The following is a 20,846-nucleotide window of genomic DNA, read 5'->3' as shown; positions in this document are numbered from 1 at the left end:
CGACGGTCGAACACCCGCATTCGCAGGAGTTACGGCACGCCCCGTCGAGCGGTGGGACATGCCGACCAACCCCGTCCTGCCCGGCTTCCACCCCGATCCGTCGGTCTGCCGGGTCGACGACGCGTTCTACCTGACGACGAGTTCCTTCGAGTACGTCCCGGGCCTGCCGATCTACCGCAGCGAGAACCTGGTCGACTGGGAGCCGATCGGGCACGCGCTCACGCGCGAGTCGCAACTGGACACTCGCGACGCCCGGGCCTCGGGGGGGATCTTCGCGCCGACGCTCCGCGAACACGAGGGCACGTTCTACCTGACCTCGACGAACACCAACGGCGGCGGCCACTTCGTCGTCACCGCCGACGACCCCGCCGGCGAGTGGTCCGACCCCGTCTCCGTCGACGCGCCGGGTATCGACCCCGATCTGTTCTTCGAGGGGGACACCGCCTACTTCACCTACTTCACGACCGACACCGACCGCGGGATCGAACAGGCCGAGATCGACCTCGAAACGGGCGAACTCGGCGATCGATACACCGTCTGGACCGGCCACGAGGACCCCCACGCCGAGGCTCCCCACGTCTACGAGCGCGACGGGAGCTACTACCTCGTCGCCGCCGAGGGCGGCACCCACACCGGCCACTCCGTGATGGTCGGGCGGGGCGACGACCCGACGGGACCGTTCGAACCCCACCCCGAGAACCCGATCCTCACCCACCGCGACGACTTCTATCGCGACGTACACGCGGCGGGCCACGCCGACTTCGTCACCGACGCCGACGGGAACTGGTGGCTGGTCTGCCTGGGTATCCGCCCCCGGGGCGGCTTTCCGGGCTGGCACCACCTCGGTCGCGAGACCTTCCTCGCGCCGGTCTCCTGGGCGGACGGCTGGCCGGTCGTCGCGGGCGAGGAGATCCCGACCGAGATCGACGGAGCGGCGCTACCGGGAGACACTGCCCCAGCGAACGCCGACCCGAGCCCCGTCGAACACACGGACACCGACTTCTCCGGGGGGCGGAGCCACGAGTGGCTGTATCGCCGGACGCCCGACCGCGACCGCTACGCGTTCACCGACGACGGCCTCGTCCTCCGGGGCGGTCCCGAAACGCTGGACGAGCCCGGGACGACGCTCCTCTGCCGCCGGCAGACGAACTTCGACTGCCGGATCCGCGCCGACCTCGCCTTCGACCCCGACCCCGGCGAGGAGGCGGGCCTCGCGCTCGTCATGGACGAACAGCACCACTACGAGGTCGGCGTCGTCGGTGGGGGAACCGAGGGCGGGGCCAAGGGCGAACCGACGGCCGTCGTCCGCCTCACCATCGGCGACGCGACCGACGTGCTCGCGCGCGAGCCCGTCGACGAGCGAGTGACGCTCGGGGTCGACGCGGCCGCCGAGTCCTACGAGTTCCGCGTCGACGGCGAGGTCGTCGCCGACGCGCGACCGAAGTACCTCGCGACGGAGGTCGCCGGCGGGTTCACCGGCGTGGTGGTCGGCCCGTACGCGGTCGCCGACGGCGAGCCGGCTGAGGCGACTCCGGCCCGCGTCGAGCGGTTCGTCTACGAGCCCGTCGACCGATAACGCCGGCGCTGTCGGTGTCCGTCGCCGCCGTGACCGCAGCGTCCCGCCGCGACCGCCCGTTCACCCCGCCGGACGCTGCGATAGCATGAAGAACCTTTTCAAAGGAGGGAGGTGTCAGCCACGCTATCGATGGTCCTCCGCCGCTCCAGCGTCCGCGACGCCCTCTCGGCGCCCTTCCCCGACGACGCGGGTGCGCGCGACGCCGCCGTCATCTTCCTGATCGCACTCGCCCTCCGGGGCTGGGTGTGGGCCCGCACGGGCACCCACGTCGTCCGCGACGCGACCCGCTACGTGACGTGGTGCAACGAGTTCTCCGCCGGGACCCTGTTCGGGACGCGCGCGCTCGCCTACTCCGGCTACTGGCTGCCCTACTGCGGCTGGCTGAAAGCGACCGGCGAGTGGGTCCACGGCTGGGTCGGCGTTCAGGTCGTGCTCTCGGCGCTCGCCTGCGTCCTCGTCTACGCCACCGGTCGCCACCTGGCCGGTCGGTCGGCGGGCATCGTCGCCGGCGTCGCGCTCGCCCTCCAGTGGGAGGTGTACCGGTGGGTGGTCCGTCCGCAGTCGGAGTTCGTGCTCACGTTCGCGCTCGCGCTCGCGCTGTGGCGCCTGGCGCACTACCACACGACGCCGACGACCCGCAACCGCCTGCTCGCGCTCGGGTCGCTGGGCCTCGTCGCGCTGGTCCGCCCGAACGGGCTGCCGATCGTCGGCGCGTACCTGCTCTACGACCTGCTGCCGGCGACCAGCGACCACCGGCTCAATCTCGGCTTCCCGGCGAAGGTGAACCTCGGCATCGTCGGCGCGCTCGCCGCAGCGATCGCCTATCGCCTGCAGTTCGGCTGGGCGAAGGGGTCGATGCTGTACCACTGGCGCGAGGGGATCATCGTCACGCCCGAGCGCGTCGTCTACGGCTACGACCCGGCCGCCGCCAGCGGCGTGCTGGACTTCTTCGTCGCCAACGCTCACCACGCGGCCGCCATCGCGACGCTGCGCGGGCTGTGGTTCTTCTCGCCGGTGATGCCCGGCTGGTCGTCGAGCCACGCGCTGAAGGCCGCCCTGACGCTCACGCCCCTGACGATCCTCGCCGCGCTGGGGGTCCACGCGGTGATACGCCGGGAGGAGTGGGACCTGCTCGCGCTGTGGGGGACGCCGCTGGTCGCGGTCGTCGTCACCGCGATGGGCATCTGGGTGGCCGGCTGGCGCAACTTCCTCGGCCCCGCCGTCGTCGTCTACACCCTGTTCGCCGGCTACTACGTCTCGCTGACCGAGTGGCCCGAGCGAGTCGGTGCGCTCAACCCGGTGTAGCTCCGACCCCGGGTTGCCGTCGGACGCTCCGAGCGCCCACCGCCGACAATCGTGATGTTTTACCGCGAGCGGGGAGAGACGTCTGTATGATACTGTCGGACGCCGATATTCTGCGACGCCTGGAAGAGGGGGATCTGGTGGTCGAACCGCTCGACGACCCGGACATCCAGATCCAGCCGGCCAGCGTCGACCTGCGGCTGGGCCGGGAGTTCCTGGAGTTCCAGCACGCCAACATCCCCTGTATCCACCCGACGAGCGAGCGCGAGGTCGACGAGTACGTCGAGGAGACCGTCGTCGACGAAGACGGCGAGTTCATCCTCCACCCCGGCGACTTCGTCCTCGGCACGACTCACGAGCGCGTCGAGATCCCCGACGACCTCATCGCCCACGTCGAGGGGCGCTCCTCGCTGGGTCGGCTCGCTATCGTCGTCCACGCGACCGCGGGCCTGTGCGACCCCGGTTACAAGGGCCAGATCACGCTCGAACTCTCGAATCTCGGGACCGCTCCCGTGGCGCTCACCCCGGGGATGCGCATCTCCCAGCTGACGTTCACGGAGCTGAAGACGCCCGCAGACCGCCCATACGGCGAGGAACGCGGCTCCAAGTACCAAGACCAGTCCGGCCCGCAGGCCTCGAAGATCCAGGGCGACAGAGAATTCGGCGGGGACCAGTGAGATGAGCGTCCCGACGGGGAGACCCGCGGCGGTGACGACCGAGGTGACCGGCCGATGAAATTCGTCGAGGAGGTCGTCGTCGACGAGTTTCTGCCGACCTTTCGCTCGATGCTCGCCGAGGCGCTGCGCGAGCGCGGACTGACCCAGAGCGAGGTCGCGGAGCTGCTGGGTATCAGCCAGAGCGCCGTCTCGAAGTACGTCCACGGCGAGGTCGAGCGCAACGACCGACTCCTCTCGGACCGCCGGCTGCGCGAACTCGTCGAACGGCTCGCCGAGGGGCTCGCCAGCGGCGAGATGAGCCCGGTCCAGGCGCTCGTCGAGACGGAGGTGTTCGTCCGGCGACTGGAGCAGGGCGACCTGCTCGCCCAGCTCCACGAGGCGGAGATGCCCGGCCTCGCCGAGTACGGCGACGACCGCTTCGCCATCCACGACCCCGAGAGCACGGTGCGAGCGGCCGAGCAGGTGCTGGCCTCGCTGCGCCGGGGCGTGCGCATCCTGGAGAACACCGACGACTTCCCAGAGCTGGTGCCCGCCGTCGGGTCGAACCTCGTCGAGTGCCTCCCGGAGGCGGAGGACATCGAGGACGTGGCCGCGGTGCCGGGCCGCATCCTCGACCTGGAGGGGACGACCGCGGTCCCGGGCGACCCGGAGTTCGGCGTCAGCGAGCACGTCGCGAGCGTGTTGCTCGCGGCGCGAGCCGGCGGGAGCGACGCCCGTGCCGCCCTCAACGTCCGCTACGACCCCGCCATCGTCGAGACGCTGACCGACGCGGGCTACACCGCCGTCGAGTTCGACGCCGAGCGCGACCTGACCGAGGCCGTCGCCGACGCGCTCGCCGAGTCGCCCGACGCCGACGTGCTCTACCAGACCGGCGGGTTCGGCGTCGAACCGATCGTCTACGTGCTGGGGGCGGACGGTCCGACCGCCGCCCGCACGGTCAGGGAACTGTAATGGCCAACGACACCCGGGCGACGCAGGCGTTCTACGGCCGGTGGGCCAACGCCTACGACTGGCTGGCGACCGCGCCGGGTGTCGACTCCTGGCGCGACCGGGCGGCCGACCGGCTCGGGCTCGAAGCCGGCGACACCGTCGTCGAGATGGGGTGTGGCACCGGCGCGAACTTCGCCCAGTTGCGCGAGCGCGTCGGCCCCGAGGGGACGGTCGTCGGCGTCGACGTGACCCGCGGGATGCTCCGGCGGGCGAGCGAGCGCGTCGACCGCGCGGGCTGGGAGAACGTCCACCTCGTGCAGGCCGACGCGCGGCGGCCGCCGGTCGACGGCCCCGTCGACGCCGTGCTGGCGACGTTCGTCGTCGGGATGTTCGACGACCCGCGCCCGGCCGTCGAGCGGTGGATCGAGACGCTGGAGTCGGGCGGCCGGATCGCCCTGTTGAACGCCGGCCGCTCCGAGCGGCGGGCAGCCGTCCCGCTGAACCTGGCCTTCCGGGCGTTCGTGCGGCTGGCCGCGCCCGGCGACGGGCGCGTCTCCCCCGCCGAGAGCCTGGAGCGACGGGTGGCGACCGCCCGCGACGCCGTCTACTCGAACTGCGCTCCCCACGGATTCGACGAGTTCGGCCTGGGTTACCTGGGACTCGCGTGGGGCGAGCGGGCGTGAGCGACCGGGGCTACTCGGTGTCGAGGACCGCGCGGAGCGGCGCGGGGACCGACAGCGCGCCGGACTCGACGCGGTAGACGAGACAGCCGGCGAGGGTGAGCAGGCTCCCCCACAGCACCGGCGTCCCGAGGCGGAGCACCGGGAGCGCGGCGTCCAGTATCGCCTGCGCGGTCGCGGGGCCGAGCGGGAGCGCCCGGACGGTCTCCCGGAGGTTGCCGTACGACAGCGAGACGTTGGCCAGCAGGGCGCCGGCGACGAACAGCTGCCGGCCGCGACCCGCGGGGAGGTCGTACAGGAGGACCACGAGCGAGAACGCGGTGTAGGCGTAGTACAAAAGCAGCGACGGGAAGGCGAGGACCATCGCGACGAGCGTCCCGTGGACGGCGACGTGGCGGTCGGTGACGGTCCGCGGGCGGTAGTACAGCGCGGCGAGGACGGGCGCCAGCAGCGCCGCCGCGCCGACGGCGTACCAGACCGGGTCGACGTTCGGGAACAGCACCGATAGCGGCCGACGGAGCGTCACGAAGCTCTTGCCGGGCGCGAGTCCGCCCACGAAGTCGGCCGTCTCCCGCTGGGGAAGCAGGGCGGCGGTGACGTACGTTCGGGTGGTGTCGACCCCGAAGACGAGCAGTCCCAGGCCGAACAGGCTCGCGGCGGTCCCGACCGCGGCCGCGATGGCGCGCCACGCGCGCCGGCGGAGCAACCACAGGCCGACGACTGCGGGGAACACTTTCACGAACGCGGGGACCGCGAGCGCGACGCCCGCTCTGGCCTCCCGGCCGCGAGCGAGCCAGACGAACCCGGCGACCAGGGCGAGGGCGAGCGCGTGGTTCACCTGGCCGTAGCCCAGCGACGGGGCCGATGCGGCCGAGGCGAGCAGGAACGCGAACAGGAGCGCGCGTTCGAGGCGGCTCACGACGTAGCCCAGCGACTCGACGTACCCCGCGAGCAGTCGCGCGGCGACGGCGCTGGCGGCGACGGAGACGGCCGTCATGGCGAGGAAGCCCGGGACCCAGCTCTCGGCGAGGGCCGAGGGGAGGAAGGCGAGGACGGTGGCGGGCGGATAGACGTAGTGATAGCCGCTGTCGGCGGGCGTGACGGCGTAGAAGTCCCGACCCGCCAGCGCGGCCTCGGCGGCGACGTGGTAGACGCGGTAGTTGAGCCCGAACGTCCCGGGCCGGTTGACGGCGTAGTTGACCAGTATCGCGACCCCGAGGAGCGCACCGGTCGCGAACACCGCCGACGCCTCCCTGCTTCGGTCGGTCACGCTCACCGGTGCGCAGTCGGGGGGCTTGTGCGTGTCGGATCGGTGACAGCGGTCGCGGGGAGGGGACCGACCGCGGCGGTCACCCGTCGCCGGCGGGCGCGAGCGCGTCGAAGACGCGGCCGGGGTTGTTCGAGAAGACCTTGGTCATGGCGTCCTCGGGCACGTCGAGGGTGAGCACTTCCATGACCGCGACGTTGGGGTGGGCGGCCGGCGACCCGCTGCCGAAACAGACCCGGTCGGGATGTTCCATGATCGCTCGCTCCAGCGGGTCGCGGTAGCGGACGAAGCTCGTGTCCAGATACAGCGACGAGGAGTGATCGAGCAGGTCGATGCTGCGCTCCATCAGCTCACGGTCGAGCGGGTGGCCGCCGAAGTGGGCGAGGACGACCGGGAAGTCGTATTCGAGGAGGGTGGCCTCGACGGCCTCCGGCGGGAACTCGCGCCCGCCGTGGACGACGGTGGGCAGGCCCACGTCGGCCAGCCCCGCCAGCACCTCCTCGTCGGGGAGGCCGTCGCGCGCGGGGTGGAGTTTGAAGCCGACGAAGCGGTCGTCATAGGCGTACTGCTCGACATCCTCGGGAGAGGTGTGGTGGTCCCCGCGGCGGGCGGTGAGGTTCCGGAGTTTCGCCGCGGTCGTGTCGGCGGGGTCGCGGGCGCCGTTGATCCGGGCGACGGCGACGAACGGCCGGCCGACGCTCATCCGCGCGACGGCGTTGTTCGCCGGCAGGTAGTTGCCGTCGCGCGCGCTCGGGAACACCAGCGACCGGACGACGCCGGCCTGGTGCATCTCCCGCTCCAGCCGTTCGGGGTCGCCCAGCCCCTCGCGCTGGCAGCGGTCCTCGTCCGGCTCCAGCCGCGCGTGTACGTCGACCACCCGGAACCCGTGCTCCAGCTCCAGCATTCACCCTATCATGTGTGGAGGTGGTTGAAACGGTTGTCGGAGCGAACGGGCGAACGGTCGGGTCGGCGTTCGGACCCGCCGCGGTCGGGTCAGCCCGTGAGCCGTCTGGCGAGTCTTCCGAGACCGAACCCGACCGTTCCCGAGAGGCACGCGTAGACGCCGGCGAGAAGCAGGTAGACCCCGACGAGTACCCACATATGACCCGCGAATATCCCCGGACGGGAGTGCGGAACGACGTACGCCGCGACGAGGACGAAGTTGACCCCGATACAGCTCGCCAGCCCGAATCCGTAGTAGCCGACGACCAGACCGATCGCGAGGGCCGCAAGTCCCTCGACGGGGAACGACCCCGGGACCACGACGAGCGGAATTTGCGGTCCCAGCCGGAACATGGGTAAGACGGTCGCGCTCCGCACCAGCCAGATGGCGACCGCCGCGCAGATCGTGGCGTTCCAGAGCCGACGGCTGTGTCGCTCGTTGGTCTCGGACACCCAGGACGGGAGGCGCCGGCCGGACACGGATGGCGTGATTCGACCGTTCATTGTAGTTCTTCTGTGCGTTCACGACCGGGACCGCTCGCTCGGAGTGACTACGTCCGACGGAGACGGCAGCCGATGAAAGCTCTCGCCGCGCTCGTTAGTTGAAGTGATCACCGCTCCTGAGAACAGGCGTTGAAAGCCCTCGCCGCGCTCGCGGTCGCTGCGCGGGATATCCGCGCTCTCGGCACCGCCCGCTCACGGCAGAGCCGTTCGCTTCGAGGCGCTGCGCGCCTCGCACCGCGCGGATAGAGCCCGCGCAGGCGACGCCCGGCGCGAGCGCGTCTCGCCCTTTCAGTCCACCGGGAGAGCAAGCTCTCCCGAGCCCGCGCGAACGCTGTCGCGCGGACACCAGGGACCGCACAGCACCGCGACCGCAACAGCGACCGCCCCCGCACAGCACCGCAGACGACCACGAGCCTCCCCAGCCGATTCGCGACACAGGAGTCGCGAATCCCTCGCGCGACTGTTTCGAGCGGTCCGCCGAGTGGCGGACACGCTCGACAGCACGCGCCGACCGCACCGCCCTCACCGACTTCCCACGCCTCGATCCGACGACCAAACCCCGCGCCGACTCATCCTATTTAAACGCTTCCCGGACGAACGAATGGTGACCCCTCACACACCGCTGGCGGTGGTTGCGGGGGTGGCTTGGAAAGTTTTATATAGAACCGCTAACGATGAATAGATGAACCTCAACCATGTCATCTGGCCAGCGACGCATGGGTGGACAGCCGATGTTCATCCTCAACGAGGACAGTGAACGCACGCAAGGGAAGGACGCCCAGAGCTCCAACATCACGGCCGGGAAGGCCGTCAGCGAGTCCGTACGGACCACACTCGGTCCGCGCGGCATGGACAAGATGCTCGTCTCCGACAGCGGCGACGTCGTCATCACGAACGACGGCGCGACCATCCTGGACGAGATGGACATCGAGCACCCGGCCGCGCAGATGATCTCCGAGGTCGCCGAGACCCAGGAGACCGAGGTCGGCGACGGCACGACCACCGCCGCGGTGCTCGCCGGCGAGCTCCTCAGCCAGGCCGAGGACCTGCTCGACGACGACGTCCACCCGACGACCATCGTCGAGGGGTACTACGCCGCGCTCTCGATGGCCCACGAGGCCATCGACGAGATCAAGCTCGACGAGGAGCTCGACGACGACCTGCTGGAGACCGTCGCCCGCTCGTCGATGACGGGCAAGGGCACCGGCGACGTCTCCGCCGAGCGCCTCGCCGAGACCGTCGTCGACGCCGTCCGCCGTGTCGACGGCGACAGCGGCGTCGTCCGCGACAACATCACCGTCTACACGCAGACGGGCTCGTCCTCCTCGGCCACGCGCCTGGTCGACGGCGTCCTCGTCGACGAGGAGCCGGTCCACGACAACATGCCGACTAGCTTCGAGGACCCGCAGATCGCCTTCGTCAACGACGACATCGAGGTCCAGGAGGCCTCCATCGACGCCGAGTACAACGTCTCCAGCGTCGACGACCTCAACACCGCCATCGAGGCCGAGGAGAACGAGCTCCGCGGCTACGCCGAGCACGTGCTCGACCTCGGCGTCGACGTGCTGTTCGTCGACGGCGACGTGGCCGACCAGGTCGCCGCCATCCTCGCGAAGAACGGCGTCGCCGCCTTCGAAGTCGGCGACGACGAGGGCGAGGAGCTCGCCCACGCGACCGGCCTCTCGCGGGCCGCCGGCGTCAAGGAGCTCGAAGCCGACGACATCGGCTCCGCCGGCTCCATCAGCGTCGAGAAGTTCGGTGACGACTACGTCACCTTCGTTGAGGACGGCGCGGCCGGCCAGTCGGTCACCGTCTTCGCCCGCGGCGGCACCGAGCACGTCACCGACGAGCTCGAACGCGTCCTCGGCGACGCGCTCGACGTCGTGACGGCCGCCCTCGACAAGGGCGGCGTCGTCCCCGGCGCCGGCGCCACCGAGATCGCCGTCGCCGACCACATCCGCAGCGAGGCCGCCAGCGTCGAGGGCCGCAAGCAGCTCGCCGTCGAGGCCTTCGCCGACGCCGTCGACGTGCTCCCGCGCACGCTCGCCGAGAACACGGGTATGGACCCCATCGACGCGCTCGTCGACCTCCGCGCCGAGTACGAGAGCGAGGGCATCGCCGGCATCATCTCCGAGGGCCAGACCGGCGTCATCGACGACCCCGTCGAACTGGGCGTTCTCGACCCCGTCGCCGTCAAGGACGAGGCCGTCGAGTCCGCCGCCGAGGCCGCGACGATGATCGTCCGCATCGACGACGTCATCTCCGCGAGCTAACCACGCGACCCGACTCTCCGAGTTCACCCCTCGACAATTCTTTCGACGGACTCTGACACCGACCAGTCGTGACTCCGTCTCCATCGACCCCCGGGGGATCGAGGGTCGACGGAAACACTGAACTGTGAACGGACCAGAGACGCTCTCAGTGCTCGGTTTCGAGCATGGTTCCAGACGAACCCTCGTCAGGTCGAAGCTCTCTCAGAAAGGGATAGCCGGGACGGGCTTGGAGCATCCAGCGCGTGTTCGTCGTTTGCTGTACTGCGTTCACAGGACCGGATCTCTCGTGCCATCCGAGCGGGCGGCTATGAAAGCACAGTAACAACTCACCGACCGGCCCTGTAAGAAATGGGTTGGGGCGGATTTGAACCGCCGGCCTCCTCCATGTCAAGGAGGTGTCATAACCAACCTAGACCACCAACCCGCGCTTGCCTGCTACACTCTCGAGTTGAGGACAGGGATAATTGAAGGTTTCGAAGACGGCCCGCGAGCGAGGGGTCGATCCGCGGGAGGGCACCCGAGTCCCGCTGGTAGTCGAACCGGGCGCGGACGATCGGGCCCGGCCGGTGGGAGCGACCCCGGCACGGCCCTCAGAACGAGAAGTCGTCGTCCTCTTCGCGCATCCCAGGGTCCTCGGCGGTGTCCCACATGTCGTCGGCGAACTCGTCGGCCATGTCGGTCTCGGCGACCTCCTCGCCGGTGTCGCGGGTGTAGGCGTCCAGCCCCATCGAGAGCAGTTCCTCGACGGCGGCCTCGCGGCTGACGAACTCCTCCTCGGTCATGCGTTCGAGCTTCGTGAATACGTCCTCCGGAAGTGATACTTCGACGGTGGGCATGAGTTGTCGGTTTACACTCGGGAGTGAAGTGTTTTGAGTATTTGGGCTCTGGGCGCGGATCGAACCCGTCCGTACCCGGGTAGTGTCGGTCGCGTTACTGGCCGGCGGTGATCGACAGTTCGACTGTGGCAGTCGCGCCGCTCGCGCCGCCGGAGGAGTCGGTCGACTCCGACTCGCCGCTCATCGAGTCGGTCGACTCCGACTCCGTCGAGTCCCCGCCCGCCGAATCGGTCGGTTCAGGGGTCGCCGTCGGCGTCGGTTCGGGCGTCGGCGGCTGGGCACGCCCCATCTCGGAGTTGTCGAAGGTGAGGAAGTACGTCCCCTCGCTGATCCCGGCCGACGAGGACCCCTCCATGTTCTCCTGAACCGTGTGCGCGGAGTTGTAGTTGACCTGGTGTCCCTGCTCGAAGTAGCTGAACTCGCCGTCGCGGATCATCAGCACGTCGATCGCCGGGCCGCTCGTAACGGTGAAGTTGTACTTGAGGGCGCCGCCGTTCGGGAAGGAGAGTTCGTACGCCTTGTGTTCCCCCGCGGGGATCTCGATGGTCTCCTCGATCTCCTCGAAGATATCGGTAACGTCGGTGTTCTCCGGGAACGGACCCGAGTTACCGCCGCCGCCCCCGCCGCCACCGCCGCCCCCGCCACCGCCCCCACCGCCGCCGCCTCCACCGCCGCCGTTTCCACACCCTGCGAGCGCCGAGAGACTTGCTGCACCCATTGCCAGGACTGCACGACGTGTTCGAGCCATGGGGCCAGATACCGTCTTCCATTACAAATATGTGTCGACCACTACCACACGAGCGAGCGGCCGCGGTCGGCGAGTCGCCCGCGCGGATATGGTCGCGCTACCGCCACCCGACCGAGCAGGGGACTGCGCGCGTTCGGGACTGGCTACCGCGGCGGGCATGGCGCGGCCCGAACCGGATAGCACCCGTTTCCAGTTAGCCATCGAATACTTCGCGCGAGAATGGTCGCTAAATAGCTATGTCGGCAGTTTTAGCGGTTTTCGAGGCCGTTTTCAGAGTTCGTTACTGCCGTTCAACCCGGGCTTGAACGGCGAAACCTCCGGTTGAACGGGCGGTCTGGGGAAAACGCAACCCCGGGTTTATGTGGGTAAGCCGGGATTACTCGGGTAGCATCTCGCAGGGGTGTGCGTGTCAGCGCGCCAGAAGAGATGCGGTGAATACACATGGACATCAAGCAACTCTTCGACGACGACGACGCGGTGTCGCCGGTTATCGGCGTCATCCTGATGGTCGCGATCACGGTCATCCTCGCGGCCGTCATCGCGTCGTTCGTCCTCGGTCTCGGGAATCAGGCACAGCAGGGCGCACCGACTGCAACCATCGGCTTCGACTACGAGCAGATCGACGAGAACTCCGGAAGTGACAGCAGCAACTGGGGCGTTCTGAGCATCTCTCACGACGGTGGTGACTCCATCTCGGATCAGGAACTGTACGTGCGTGGGAGCGGATTCAATTCGAGTGGGGAGCACTATGCTCCAGGAGATCCGTTTGAAGGGTCGGCTGCTGTGGGTGCGGACTTGGAGGACTACATCGTCAGCAACGGCGGTAGCCAGATTGATCACGTCGACACCGGCCTCTGGAACGGCACCAAGAGCGGCGACGACAGTGCCATCGTCTCGGGCGACCGTGCGAACGCCTACGTCAGCTCGGACTACGAAGTCAGCGTCGTCTACCAGGCTCAGGAGGGCGACACCTCCTCGACCCTGAACGAGCAGGAAGGCCCCGACGCCTAATTCGGGTCACTCTCTTTCCGTTTTATCACACCGCGTAGCCACGGCTCTCACTATCGAGAACCGCCCGTCCCGTCGCTACGGAACTCCAAGCCCCGCTTGAACGCGATAAATGTCGCCTGAGCGGCCGGTACGCGCGAAAACGGCGTCGTGGACTTATGTACGTAACCGAGAAGTATCCCGATAGCACTGCGCAACGGCGCGGGTGCTGGTGGATACATGCACATCAACGGGCTTCTCTCGGACGACGACGCGGTGTCGCCGGTCATCGGCGTCATCCTGATGGTCGCGATCACGGTGATCCTGTCGGCCGTCATCGCGTCGCTCGTCCTCGGGTACGGGAACCAGACCGGGCCGCAGACACCGACGACGAGCTTCGAAGACGAGTACACGTCGGTCCCCGACCACGCCGGGTCGGGCTACGCGACGATCGCTCACCAGGGCGGCGACTCGATCGCCTTCGACGCGCTGTACGTCCGCGGGTCGGGCTTCAACGCCTCCGACACCGCTCACGGGAACCTGCAGTCGTCGGACTCGCTGGACGTACAGGACGAGTTCTACGAGGACGGCCGAACCGTGCGGCTCCACGTCAACGAGACCGGGTTCTGGCCCGCCGACCGAACCTCCGGCGCGGAGAGCCGACTCGTCACCGAAGATTCGATCAACGTCCCCGTCGACCGCGACTACGAGCTGACGCTGGTGTATCGCTCGCCGCACGACGAGTCGTCGTCGGTCGTCTACACCGCCGAGGGCCCCGGCGCCTGACCGCGACAGTCACTTTCTGCCGACGGTTCGCCGTCGATTCGGGCACTACACTGGAAGCCGACAGCTCTCTGTCGGCTACCGAGCGTGGAGAAACTGAGTGGGCCAACGCGGATTTGAACCGCGGACCTCCCGGTTATCAGCCGAGCGCTCAACCTAACTGAGCTATTGGCCCGTGCTGAACGCATCCATACGTTCCCGATGGGGGACTTTAACAGTTACCCTTCGGCCTCGATAGCCCCGCCGTGTGGCGGTTCTGTGGTACCGTCCCACAGGGTGGTCCGTCGAGGCGGCGGTCACTGCTCAGTCGAACCCGCGGCGGTCGTCGCGGTCGCCGTCCTCGAAGTCGATGTCGTAGGCGTCCTCGTCGAGGTCGTAGGCGTCGCCGTCGGAAGGACCAGCGGGGCCGGGGCCCTGACCCCCGACGTTCGGGCCCTGTCCGCCGAAGTCGGGACCGCCGTCGCCGCCGAACGGGAGGCCGCCGATGTAGACGTTCCCCGTGGCGAACCCGCCGCTTTTCTTGTCCATGTAGGGGACGAGTATCTTCTCGCGGACGAACCAGCGAACGGGTGCGCGGGTGAACGGGACGAGCAGCAGGATGCCGATGGCGTCCGTCACCAGGCCGGGCGTGAGCGTCAGCGCGCCGGCGACGAGCAGGAAGGCGCCGTCGAGCAGTTCGTTCGTCGGGAGTTCGCCGACGGCGAGCTTCTGCTGTATCTTGCGGATCGTGTGGCGGCTCTCGGCGCGGACGAGCAGCAGTCCCAGGAGGGCGGTCAGGACGACGAGCAGGATCGTCAGCGGGGCGCCGATCTGGGTCGCGACGAAGACGAGGAACAGCGAGTCCAGCAGCGGCACCAGCAACAGCAACCCCACGTACCGGAGCATACCCCGACTTGTCACCGACGCCTCAAACACTTTTCGAGGCGACGTATCCGGACTTCGAGGTCTCGGTCTCGCTATGTCGGTCTCTCCCGTCGTCTCCGTCGTGATTACCGCAGCCGGCAGTGAGCGGTGAGCGCCCTCTCCGTGTTCGCGGTCGCTGTCTCCGAAAATCTCCGGTTTTCAGGATCGGGCGAGAGCACAGCTCTCGCAGACCTCGCGCAACTGTTTCGAGCGGCCCGCCACGAGGCGGGCGCGCTCGACAGCACGCGCCACCGCAACTGCCACACCGCTACCGACACCACTCGTACCGACCGTCGTCGCTGGGCACGCTCCACTCGGATCGCTCAGCCGTCGTAGGCGTGCCCGTCGTTGACCGGCGGCGCGCCGATGCCGATCACGCGGGCTGCCCCGTCCGCCCCGTCCGCGACGTGGGCCCGATGGGGGCTCCCCGGTTCGGCGACGAAGAACTGGCCGGCCTCGACGCGATACGTCTCCTCGGGCGTCTCGACGCCGAGCGTTCCCGATAGCACGTAGAAGGCCTCCTCCTGTTCGTCGTGGTAGTGCATGCCCGAGAGGGGGATCTCCTCGCCCGGTTCGACGGTGTAGGTCCGCAGCCCCAGCCGCTCCATCCCCGCGGCCTCGCTGACGTACCGCATCTCGGACGGCCGGTCGGGCTCCGGTTCCAGTTCGTCGGGGTCAACGACGTGATAACCCATGTCCGACCCGTCGGACGGACGGAAGGTAAGTGTCCGCCGGGCGCCGACCGAGTCGCAGTGCGCTCCCGCCGGCCGCCGGCCCGGGGCCGTACGTCGATAGGGCTGACACGTCCCGCGGGGCGCGGGACAAAGTCGAGGTTGTCGGACGCGGTCGACGGCGGCTCGCCGGCGGTCGCCGGTTCCGAAACCGCCGGACGGCACCGACAAATATCGACTTTCCGGACACTGAATCGGCCTACCGTCGCGTCGGGCGATCGCGCCCGTCTCCTGCCGAGCAATGGTTCGGTTTCCGACGGCTGTCGACGCGAGCGCGGTCGTCGCGTCCGCCCGCGGCGGAGGTAACGCGGCGTTGTCCGGAGGCCGGGACGGGGTTACTCGCAGTGGCCGCTGAATAACAACGACCGCGGTGGCCGTGACTCCGGTGGAATGCTCGACTCAGTACTCGGTCCCGAATCGACACGGGGGAGAGCCCTCGTAGTCGCGATCGTCGTGGTGTTGCTCGCGAGCACCGTCGCCGTCGGCGCGGCGGCGCTCGTTCCCGGTCAGTCGGACGGTGACCCGGCCGCCGGAGCGGTCCAGGAATCGCCCGACGCCTATCCGGAGACGGTGAACCTCTCCGCCGCGAACGCGACCCTCCGCGGCGGGGCGGCCAACGACACGGCCGGCTGGTCGGTCGCGTCGGCCGGCGACGTGAACGGCGACGGCGTCGACGACCTGATCGTCGGGGCGCCGCGCAACGGGTCGGCCGGGCCGAACACGGGCGCGGCCTACATCGTCTACGGCCCGGCCAACGAGTCGTCGGTGAACCTCAGCCAGGCCGACGTGGTACTGCGCGGTGCCGACAACAACGACCTGGCGGGGTGGTCCGTGTCGACCGCCGGTGACGTGAACGACGACGGCTACGCCGACGTGGTCGTCGGCGCGCCGTACAACGACAGCACCGCGGTCAACGCGGGCGCCGCCTACGTCGTCTACGGCGACGAGTCGATGCCGGCGACGATGAACCTCTCCGAGGCCGACGCGGTGCTGACCGGCGCCGAGGCCAACGCCTTCGCCGGCTACGACGTGTCGGCGCTCGAACGAACGAACACGAGCGACGACGCCGACGACAACGCGAACGCCAACGCGAGTGCCGTGCTCGTCGGCGCGCCGGGGGTCGACACCGACGACGGCAACGACACCGGCGCCGCCTACGTCGTCGACGGCGAGTCCGTCGCCGACGGCGACGTGAACCTCTCGGACGCGACGGCGACGTTCGTCGGCGAACGCGCGGGGAGCAACGCCGGCTGGTCGGTCGCACCGGCCGGCGACGTGAACGACGACGGCGTCGCCGAGGTGCTCGTCGGCGCGCCGCTGTACAACGCCAGCGCCGCCGACGGTGACGACGACGAGGACGAGCGGCGCACCTTCGCCGGCGCGGCGTACGTCGCGAACGGCTCCAGCGAGGGGACGGTCTCGCTCGCCGACGCGACCGCCACCTTCGTCGGCGAGTCCGAGGGCGACCGCGCGGGGTACGCCGTCTCCGCCGCCGGTGACGTGAACGACGACGGCTACGCCGACGTGGTCGTCGGCGCGCCGTACAACGACTCGCAGAACCGGACGAACGCCGGCGCCGCCTACGTCGTCTACGGTGACGACGACCTCGACGGCGAGTCGTCGCTCGCCGACGCGGACGTGCGGCTGGCGGGCGCCGAGGCCTTCGACCGGGCCGGCTGGTCGGTGGCCGACACCGGCGACGACGGCGTGACCTGCGACGGCGTCGCCGACGTACTGGTCGGCGCGCCGCTGAACGACTCGACGGGGACGAACGCCGGCGCCGCGTATCTGGTCGCCGGTGACGAATCGCTCCCGAGCGAGGCGAACCTCTCGGCGGCGTCGACGACGTTCGTCGGCGCCGGCGCGGGGGACTACGCCGGGTACGCCGTCGGCTCGGGTGACTTCGACGGCGACGGCTTCGCCGACGTGGTCGTCGGCGCGCCGCTGAACGACTCGCTGAACCGCACCGACGCCGGCGCCGCCTACGTCGCCATCAGCGGTTGCGAAGCCGTCGAGCCGACCGACACGCCGACGGCGACGGACACGCCGACCGAAACTCCGACGGCGACCGAAACGGCGACGGCCACCGAGACGGTCACGCCGACCGAGACGGCTACGCCGACCGTGACGGCGACGGCCACGCCGACCGCCACCGGGACGGCCGACGAAACCGCGACTCCGACCGCCACTCCGACGGAAGCACCGCCCGGGGCGGAAACGCCGACGGACGCGCCGAACGACACCGAGACGCCACCGGGAACTGACACGCCGGACGAAACCGAGGCTCCGGACGACACCGAGACGCCCACGGAGGCGCCGCCGGGAACTGACACGCCGGACGACGGCGAGGCGCCCGACGACACCGAGACGCCGACGCCGACGGCGACTCCGACGCAGACGCCGGAGCCCGCCGAGGAGACGATCGGCTTCCTCGCGTTCTGTTTCGACTCGGACCAGACCGAGCGGCGGGTGATCATCTTCTCGGACATCGCCGAGAACGACGCCGGTGAGCCGGTCGCGGCCGAGTACGACGAGGGCGGGAGCGGCCCCGCTCCGGTCTCGGTCGTCCACCAGGCCGGCGGCGCCCTCTACGAGGTCTCCGGGAGCCCCGGGGAGATCGAGGCCGGCGAGGGGAGCGAAGTGACCGGCGCACGCTCGGCGAGCGAGCCCTGCGCCGCGGGCCAGACCGACCTGCGGTTCACCGCGGGTGAACTCGACGACGGCGCCGCCAAGGCGTTCCCCGACAACGCCGACGTCGACACGCCGACGCCGACCGCGACGCCCGACGACAGCGGCGCGGGCAACGCGCCCGCCGGCGACGCCACCGCGCTGGAGACGATGTCCCGGTCGCCGCTGTTCCCCGTCCCCTTCTTCGCGATGATGGGCCTCTCGATGGTCGTCCTCGCGAGCAACAAGCTCCGGACGGACGAGTGATCGAGCGGTAGCGGGAGCAGCACCTTCGACCGCACTTTTTTCGCACCCGTGGGCGACCAGCGAACGATGGCGACGAGTCACAACCGCGGGAACGCATGAGGCGCAACCGATTTGCCCCGTCGCCGCCGAGTGAGGGTAACGTGGACGAGACGATCCGCTGGCTGCAGGGCCGCCCCTACTACGAGGGCCAGATCACCGAGCGGCGGACGATGCCCGGTCGCGAAGCCACCTTCGCCGACGTGGATCTCGACTCGCGACTGGCGAGTGCGCTCGAATCAGAGGGGATCGAGCGGCTGTACGACCACCAGGCACGAGCCGTCTCGGCCGTCCGGGAGGGCGACAACGTCGTCCTCGCGACGCCGACGGCCAGCGGGAAGTCGGTCGGCTACACCGTCCCCGCCTTCGAACGGGCGCTCGACGAGCGGGCGACGACGCTCTACGTCGCGCCGCAGGTCGCGCTCATCAACGACCAGGAGGAGACGCTCTCCGACCTCGCGCACGGTCTGGGCTTCGCCTCTGGCGTCTCCGTCGCGCAGTACACCGGCCGCCAGGACCGCAAAGAGAAGGAGGCCATCCGCGACCGCCAGCCCACCGTGCTGCTGACGACGCCCGATATGCTCCACTACGGGATCATGCCCCACGGCCACCGGCTGTGGGACTGGTTCTTCGAGCGCCTGGAGACCGTGGTCATCGACGAGGTCCACGAGTACCGCGGCGTGTTCGGTAGCCACGTCTCGCTCGTCTTTCGCCGCCTGCAACGTCTCTGCGAGCGGTTCGACGCCGACCCCGACTGGGTCTGCTGCTCGGCGACGATCGGCAACCCCGTCGACCACGCGGCGACGGTGACCGGCCAGCCGGTCGACTCGTTCGACCTCGTGACCGAGGACACCAGCGCGACGGGGCCGACCCACTGGATCTGCTGGAACCCGCCGGAGTACGGCGACGGCGAGGGGTTCGGGAGCGGCCGACGGCGGTCGAACCACGTCGAGACCAAGCGGCTGTTCGTCGACCTCGTCTCGAAGGGCCACCAGACGGTCGTCTTCACGCAGTCCCGGCAGGTCGCCGAGCGCTACGCGACCGACAGCGCGAGCGACCTGCGCGACCGCGGCGAACACGACATCGCGCGGTCGATCGAAGCCTACCAGGCCGCGCTCACCGACGAGCGTCGCGGCGAGATCGAGGACGGTCTCGACTCCGGGGAGGTGCGGGGGGTCTGGTCGACGAACGCGCTCGAACTCGGTGTCGACATCGGCGGCCTCGACGCGGTCCTGCTCGACGGCTACCCCGGCACGCGGATGGCCGCGTTCCAGCAGGGCGGCCGGGCGGGGCGGGGGACCGACCCGTCGCTCGTGGCGATGGTCGCCGGCGAGGACCAGCTCGACCAGTACCTGATGTCCCACCCCCGGGACTTCTTCGACGAGGAACCGGAGGAAGCGATCTCCAACCCCGAGAACGAACACCTCGTGCCCGACCACGTCCTCGCGGGCGCCCGCGAGACGTGGCTGAAACCCGACGATGACGACCACTTCGGCGACCGGTTCCCCGATATCGTCGCCGACCTGACCGACGCGGGCGACCTCGACCGGCGGTCGACCGACGCGGGCCTGCGCTGGCTCTACTCGGGCGAGGGGAGCCCCCAGCACGAGATGAGCCTGCGGACCGTCGGCGACCGCGAGGTCCAGCTGCGCGACCGGCGCAACGGCAACCGGATCGCACAGCTCTCGTTCGCCGACGCGCTCCGGGACGCCCATCCGGGCGCCGTCTACCACCACCAGGGCCAGGACTACGAGGTGGTCGATCTGGACCTGCGTTCGGACGTGGCGGATCTGGCGCCCGTGCGTCCGGACTACTACACGCAGGTGCTCCACGACAAGACGATCACCGTGGAGGAGGACCGTCGCGAGCAGGTCCTGCCGACGCACGACGACGTGACGGTCCGCTTCGCCGACGTGAGCATGCGCAAGCAGATCACGGGTTTCGAGCGCTACGACCGACAGAGCGGCGAGCCGATCGGGCAGGAGTCGCTGGACCTGCCCGAGACCACCCTCGAAACGGAGGCGCTCTACTTCACGGTCCCCGAGGCGGTTGAGACCGATATCCGGGTCGCGGGCGACGGCCCCGACGCGTTCCCGGGGGCGATCCACGCCGCCGAGCACGGGATGATCTCGCTGTTCCCCCTGTCCTTCCTCTGTGACCGCCGGGACGTGGGCGGGCTGTCGACGCCGCTGCACCCCCACACCGACTGCGCGACGATCTTCGTCTACGACGGCTACCCCGGCGGCGTCGGGCTGACCGAGCGCGCCTACGAGACGGTCGTCGACCTGATGGAGCGCACCCTCGGGATGCTCCGTGACTGCCCCTGCGAGTCGGGCTGTCCGGCCTGCGTCCAGTCGCCCCACTGCGGCAACGCCAACGACCCCCTGGAGAAGGCGCTGGCCGCGGACCTGCTCGCCGCGCTCGTCGCGTAGCGGCCGTCGACCCCGTCAGCGCGCGCTGTTCTGCGAGCTTCCGACGCCATCTTCCGAGCCGATTGACACTACCTGCCGAGCCGCCGGACTCGCGCGGCGTGTGACCCCCGTCTCGAAACGGTCGGCAGTCGGACCGTTTCGGTCGTTGCGGACGTTCGATCGTCCGTTTCGATCGTTTCGTTCCATCCGGCGGCTCACGTGAATCGGGCCTGTGTGAGGGGATTTCGGGGGTTTCGAAGCGACGGGACGGGGACGAACCGCGGCAACTGACGGGACGTGTTTGCGGTTCTTTGGCACTGTCGAGT

The 20,846-nt window shown here is 69.5% G+C and carries 17 protein-coding genes and 2 tRNA genes; 10 read left to right on the top strand and 9 right to left on the bottom strand.

Features of this window, described 5'->3' with window-relative positions:
- Positions 1-58 precede the first annotated feature (58 nt).
- The 5 genes from HZS54_RS09680 (at position 59) to HZS54_RS09660 (ending at position 5,168) form a co-directional block, all read left to right on the top strand.
- Positions 59-1,576: a glycoside hydrolase family 43 protein gene (locus HZS54_RS09680; RefSeq protein WP_179922299.1), complete on the top strand. Its 1,518-nt coding sequence runs from the start codon at positions 59-61 to the stop codon at positions 1,574-1,576.
- 129 nt (positions 1,577-1,705) lie between these two features.
- Complete coding sequence (locus HZS54_RS09675; RefSeq protein WP_179922297.1) at positions 1,706-2,881, top strand: glycosyltransferase family 39 protein; 1,176 nt, start codon at positions 1,706-1,708, stop codon at positions 2,879-2,881.
- Between the two features lie 86 nt (positions 2,882-2,967).
- Positions 2,968-3,555, top strand: a complete 588-nt coding sequence (dcd, locus tag HZS54_RS09670) for a dCTP deaminase (protein ID WP_179922295.1) — start codon at positions 2,968-2,970, stop codon at positions 3,553-3,555.
- Between the two features lie 54 nt (positions 3,556-3,609).
- Positions 3,610-4,506: a thiamine-phosphate synthase family protein gene (locus HZS54_RS09665; protein WP_179922293.1), complete on the top strand. Its 897-nt coding sequence runs from the start codon at positions 3,610-3,612 to the stop codon at positions 4,504-4,506.
- Positions 4,506-5,168, top strand: coding sequence for a class I SAM-dependent methyltransferase (locus tag HZS54_RS09660; RefSeq protein ID WP_179922291.1), 663 nt, complete (start codon positions 4,506-4,508; stop codon positions 5,166-5,168). The genes HZS54_RS09665 and HZS54_RS09660 overlap by 1 nt, the downstream gene beginning before the upstream one ends.
- A gap of 10 nt (positions 5,169-5,178) precedes the next feature.
- Here the strand turns inward: HZS54_RS09660 and HZS54_RS09655 are convergent, their stop codons facing one another.
- The 3 genes from HZS54_RS09655 to HZS54_RS09645 form a co-directional block, all read right to left on the bottom strand.
- Entirely contained in the window at positions 5,179-6,435 is a 1,257-nt protein-coding gene (locus HZS54_RS09655; protein WP_179922289.1) for a glycosyltransferase family 87 protein, read from the bottom strand.
- A gap of 79 nt (positions 6,436-6,514) precedes the next feature.
- A complete protein-coding gene (locus HZS54_RS09650; RefSeq protein WP_179922287.1) occupies positions 6,515-7,336 on the bottom strand; it encodes an amidohydrolase family protein in 822 nt (273 codons plus the stop codon).
- A gap of 89 nt (positions 7,337-7,425) precedes the next feature.
- On the bottom strand, positions 7,426-7,827 hold the full coding sequence (locus HZS54_RS09645) for a hypothetical protein (protein ID WP_179922285.1): 402 nt from the start codon (positions 7,825-7,827) through the stop codon (positions 7,426-7,428).
- A gap of 767 nt (positions 7,828-8,594) precedes the next feature.
- On the opposite strand from HZS54_RS09645, the gene thsA reads away from it, so the two are divergent.
- A complete protein-coding gene (thsA, locus tag HZS54_RS09640) occupies positions 8,595-10,151 on the top strand; it encodes a thermosome subunit alpha (RefSeq protein ID WP_179922283.1) in 1,557 nt (518 codons plus the stop codon).
- Between the two features lie 349 nt (positions 10,152-10,500).
- Here the strand turns inward: thsA and HZS54_RS09635 are convergent.
- The 3 genes from HZS54_RS09635 to HZS54_RS09625 form a co-directional block, all read right to left on the bottom strand.
- Positions 10,501-10,575 (bottom strand) — tRNA-Val (locus tag HZS54_RS09635).
- A 166-nt stretch (positions 10,576-10,741) separates the two neighbouring features.
- Positions 10,742-10,987 (bottom strand): DUF7120 family protein, encoded by a 246-nt coding sequence (locus HZS54_RS09630; protein ID WP_006885692.1) that lies wholly within the window; start codon positions 10,985-10,987, stop codon positions 10,742-10,744.
- A gap of 94 nt (positions 10,988-11,081) precedes the next feature.
- Entirely contained in the window at positions 11,082-11,735 is a 654-nt protein-coding gene (locus HZS54_RS09625; RefSeq protein WP_179922281.1) for a hypothetical protein, read from the bottom strand.
- A gap of 441 nt (positions 11,736-12,176) precedes the next feature.
- On the opposite strand from HZS54_RS09625, the gene HZS54_RS09620 reads away from it, so the two are divergent.
- Positions 12,177-12,746 (top strand): type IV pilin domain-containing protein, encoded by a 570-nt coding sequence (locus HZS54_RS09620; protein WP_179922279.1) that lies wholly within the window; start codon positions 12,177-12,179, stop codon positions 12,744-12,746.
- Between the two features lie 216 nt (positions 12,747-12,962).
- The gene (locus HZS54_RS09615) at positions 12,963-13,508 is read left to right on the top strand and encodes a type IV pilin domain-containing protein (protein ID WP_179922277.1); all 546 of its coding nucleotides are present in this window, start codon (positions 12,963-12,965) and stop codon (positions 13,506-13,508) included.
- Between the two features lie 98 nt (positions 13,509-13,606).
- Here the strand turns inward: HZS54_RS09615 and HZS54_RS09610 are convergent.
- The 3 genes from HZS54_RS09610 to HZS54_RS09600 all read right to left on the bottom strand — a co-directional run bounded on the left by HZS54_RS09610 (position 13,607) and on the right by HZS54_RS09600 (position 15,103).
- A tRNA-Ile gene (locus HZS54_RS09610) sits at positions 13,607-13,680 on the bottom strand.
- Positions 13,681-13,808: 128 nt separating this feature from the next.
- Positions 13,809-14,390, bottom strand: coding sequence for an FxsA family protein (locus tag HZS54_RS09605; protein WP_179922275.1), 582 nt, complete (start codon positions 14,388-14,390; stop codon positions 13,809-13,811).
- A 341-nt stretch (positions 14,391-14,731) separates the two neighbouring features.
- Positions 14,732-15,103, bottom strand: coding sequence for a cupin domain-containing protein (locus HZS54_RS09600; RefSeq protein ID WP_179922273.1), 372 nt, complete (start codon positions 15,101-15,103; stop codon positions 14,732-14,734).
- 426 nt (positions 15,104-15,529) lie between these two features.
- Here HZS54_RS09600 and HZS54_RS09595 point away from each other — a divergent pair, with 426 nt between their 5' ends.
- Entirely contained in the window at positions 15,530-18,073 is a 2,544-nt protein-coding gene (locus HZS54_RS09595) for an integrin alpha (protein WP_179922271.1), read from the top strand.
- 140 nt (positions 18,074-18,213) lie between these two features.
- Entirely contained in the window at positions 18,214-20,541 is a 2,328-nt protein-coding gene (locus HZS54_RS09590; protein ID WP_179922269.1) for a DEAD/DEAH box helicase, read from the top strand.
- The last annotated feature ends 305 nt before the right edge of the window (positions 20,542-20,846 follow it).

This window comes from Halosimplex pelagicum (assembly GCF_013415905.1).
GTDB lineage: Archaea > Halobacteriota > Halobacteria > Halobacteriales > Haloarculaceae > Halosimplex > Halosimplex pelagicum.
This window is presented reverse-complemented; position numbering and strand designations above follow the sequence as displayed.

Excerpts from the sequence above, each read along its gene's own strand:
- HZS54_RS09615 (WP_179922277.1), top strand. The coding sequence starts at position 12,963 with ATGCACATCAACGGGCTTCTCTCGGACGACGACGCGGTGTCGCCGGTC.
- thsA (WP_179922283.1), top strand. The coding sequence starts at position 8,595 with ATGGGTGGACAGCCGATGTTCATCCTCAACGAGGACAGTGAACGCACG.
- HZS54_RS09605 (WP_179922275.1), bottom strand. The coding sequence starts at position 14,390 with ATGCTCCGGTACGTGGGGTTGCTGTTGCTGGTGCCGCTGCTGGACTCG.
- HZS54_RS09665 (WP_179922293.1), top strand. The coding sequence starts at position 3,610 with ATGAAATTCGTCGAGGAGGTCGTCGTCGACGAGTTTCTGCCGACCTTT.
- HZS54_RS09675 (WP_179922297.1), top strand. The coding sequence starts at position 1,706 with ATGGTCCTCCGCCGCTCCAGCGTCCGCGACGCCCTCTCGGCGCCCTTC.
- HZS54_RS09630 (WP_006885692.1), bottom strand. The coding sequence starts at position 10,987 with ATGCCCACCGTCGAAGTATCACTTCCGGAGGACGTATTCACGAAGCTC.
- HZS54_RS09680 (WP_179922299.1), top strand. The coding sequence starts at position 59 with ATGCCGACCAACCCCGTCCTGCCCGGCTTCCACCCCGATCCGTCGGTC.
- HZS54_RS09625 (WP_179922281.1), bottom strand. The coding sequence starts at position 11,735 with ATGGCTCGAACACGTCGTGCAGTCCTGGCAATGGGTGCAGCAAGTCTC.
- HZS54_RS09660 (WP_179922291.1), top strand. The coding sequence starts at position 4,506 with ATGGCCAACGACACCCGGGCGACGCAGGCGTTCTACGGCCGGTGGGCC.
- HZS54_RS09650 (WP_179922287.1), bottom strand. The coding sequence starts at position 7,336 with ATGCTGGAGCTGGAGCACGGGTTCCGGGTGGTCGACGTACACGCGCGG.
- HZS54_RS09595 (WP_179922271.1), top strand. The coding sequence starts at position 15,530 with ATGCTCGACTCAGTACTCGGTCCCGAATCGACACGGGGGAGAGCCCTC.
- HZS54_RS09600 (WP_179922273.1), bottom strand. The coding sequence starts at position 15,103 with ATGGGTTATCACGTCGTTGACCCCGACGAACTGGAACCGGAGCCCGAC.
- HZS54_RS09620 (WP_179922279.1), top strand. The coding sequence starts at position 12,177 with ATGGACATCAAGCAACTCTTCGACGACGACGACGCGGTGTCGCCGGTT.
- dcd (WP_179922295.1), top strand. The coding sequence starts at position 2,968 with ATGATACTGTCGGACGCCGATATTCTGCGACGCCTGGAAGAGGGGGAT.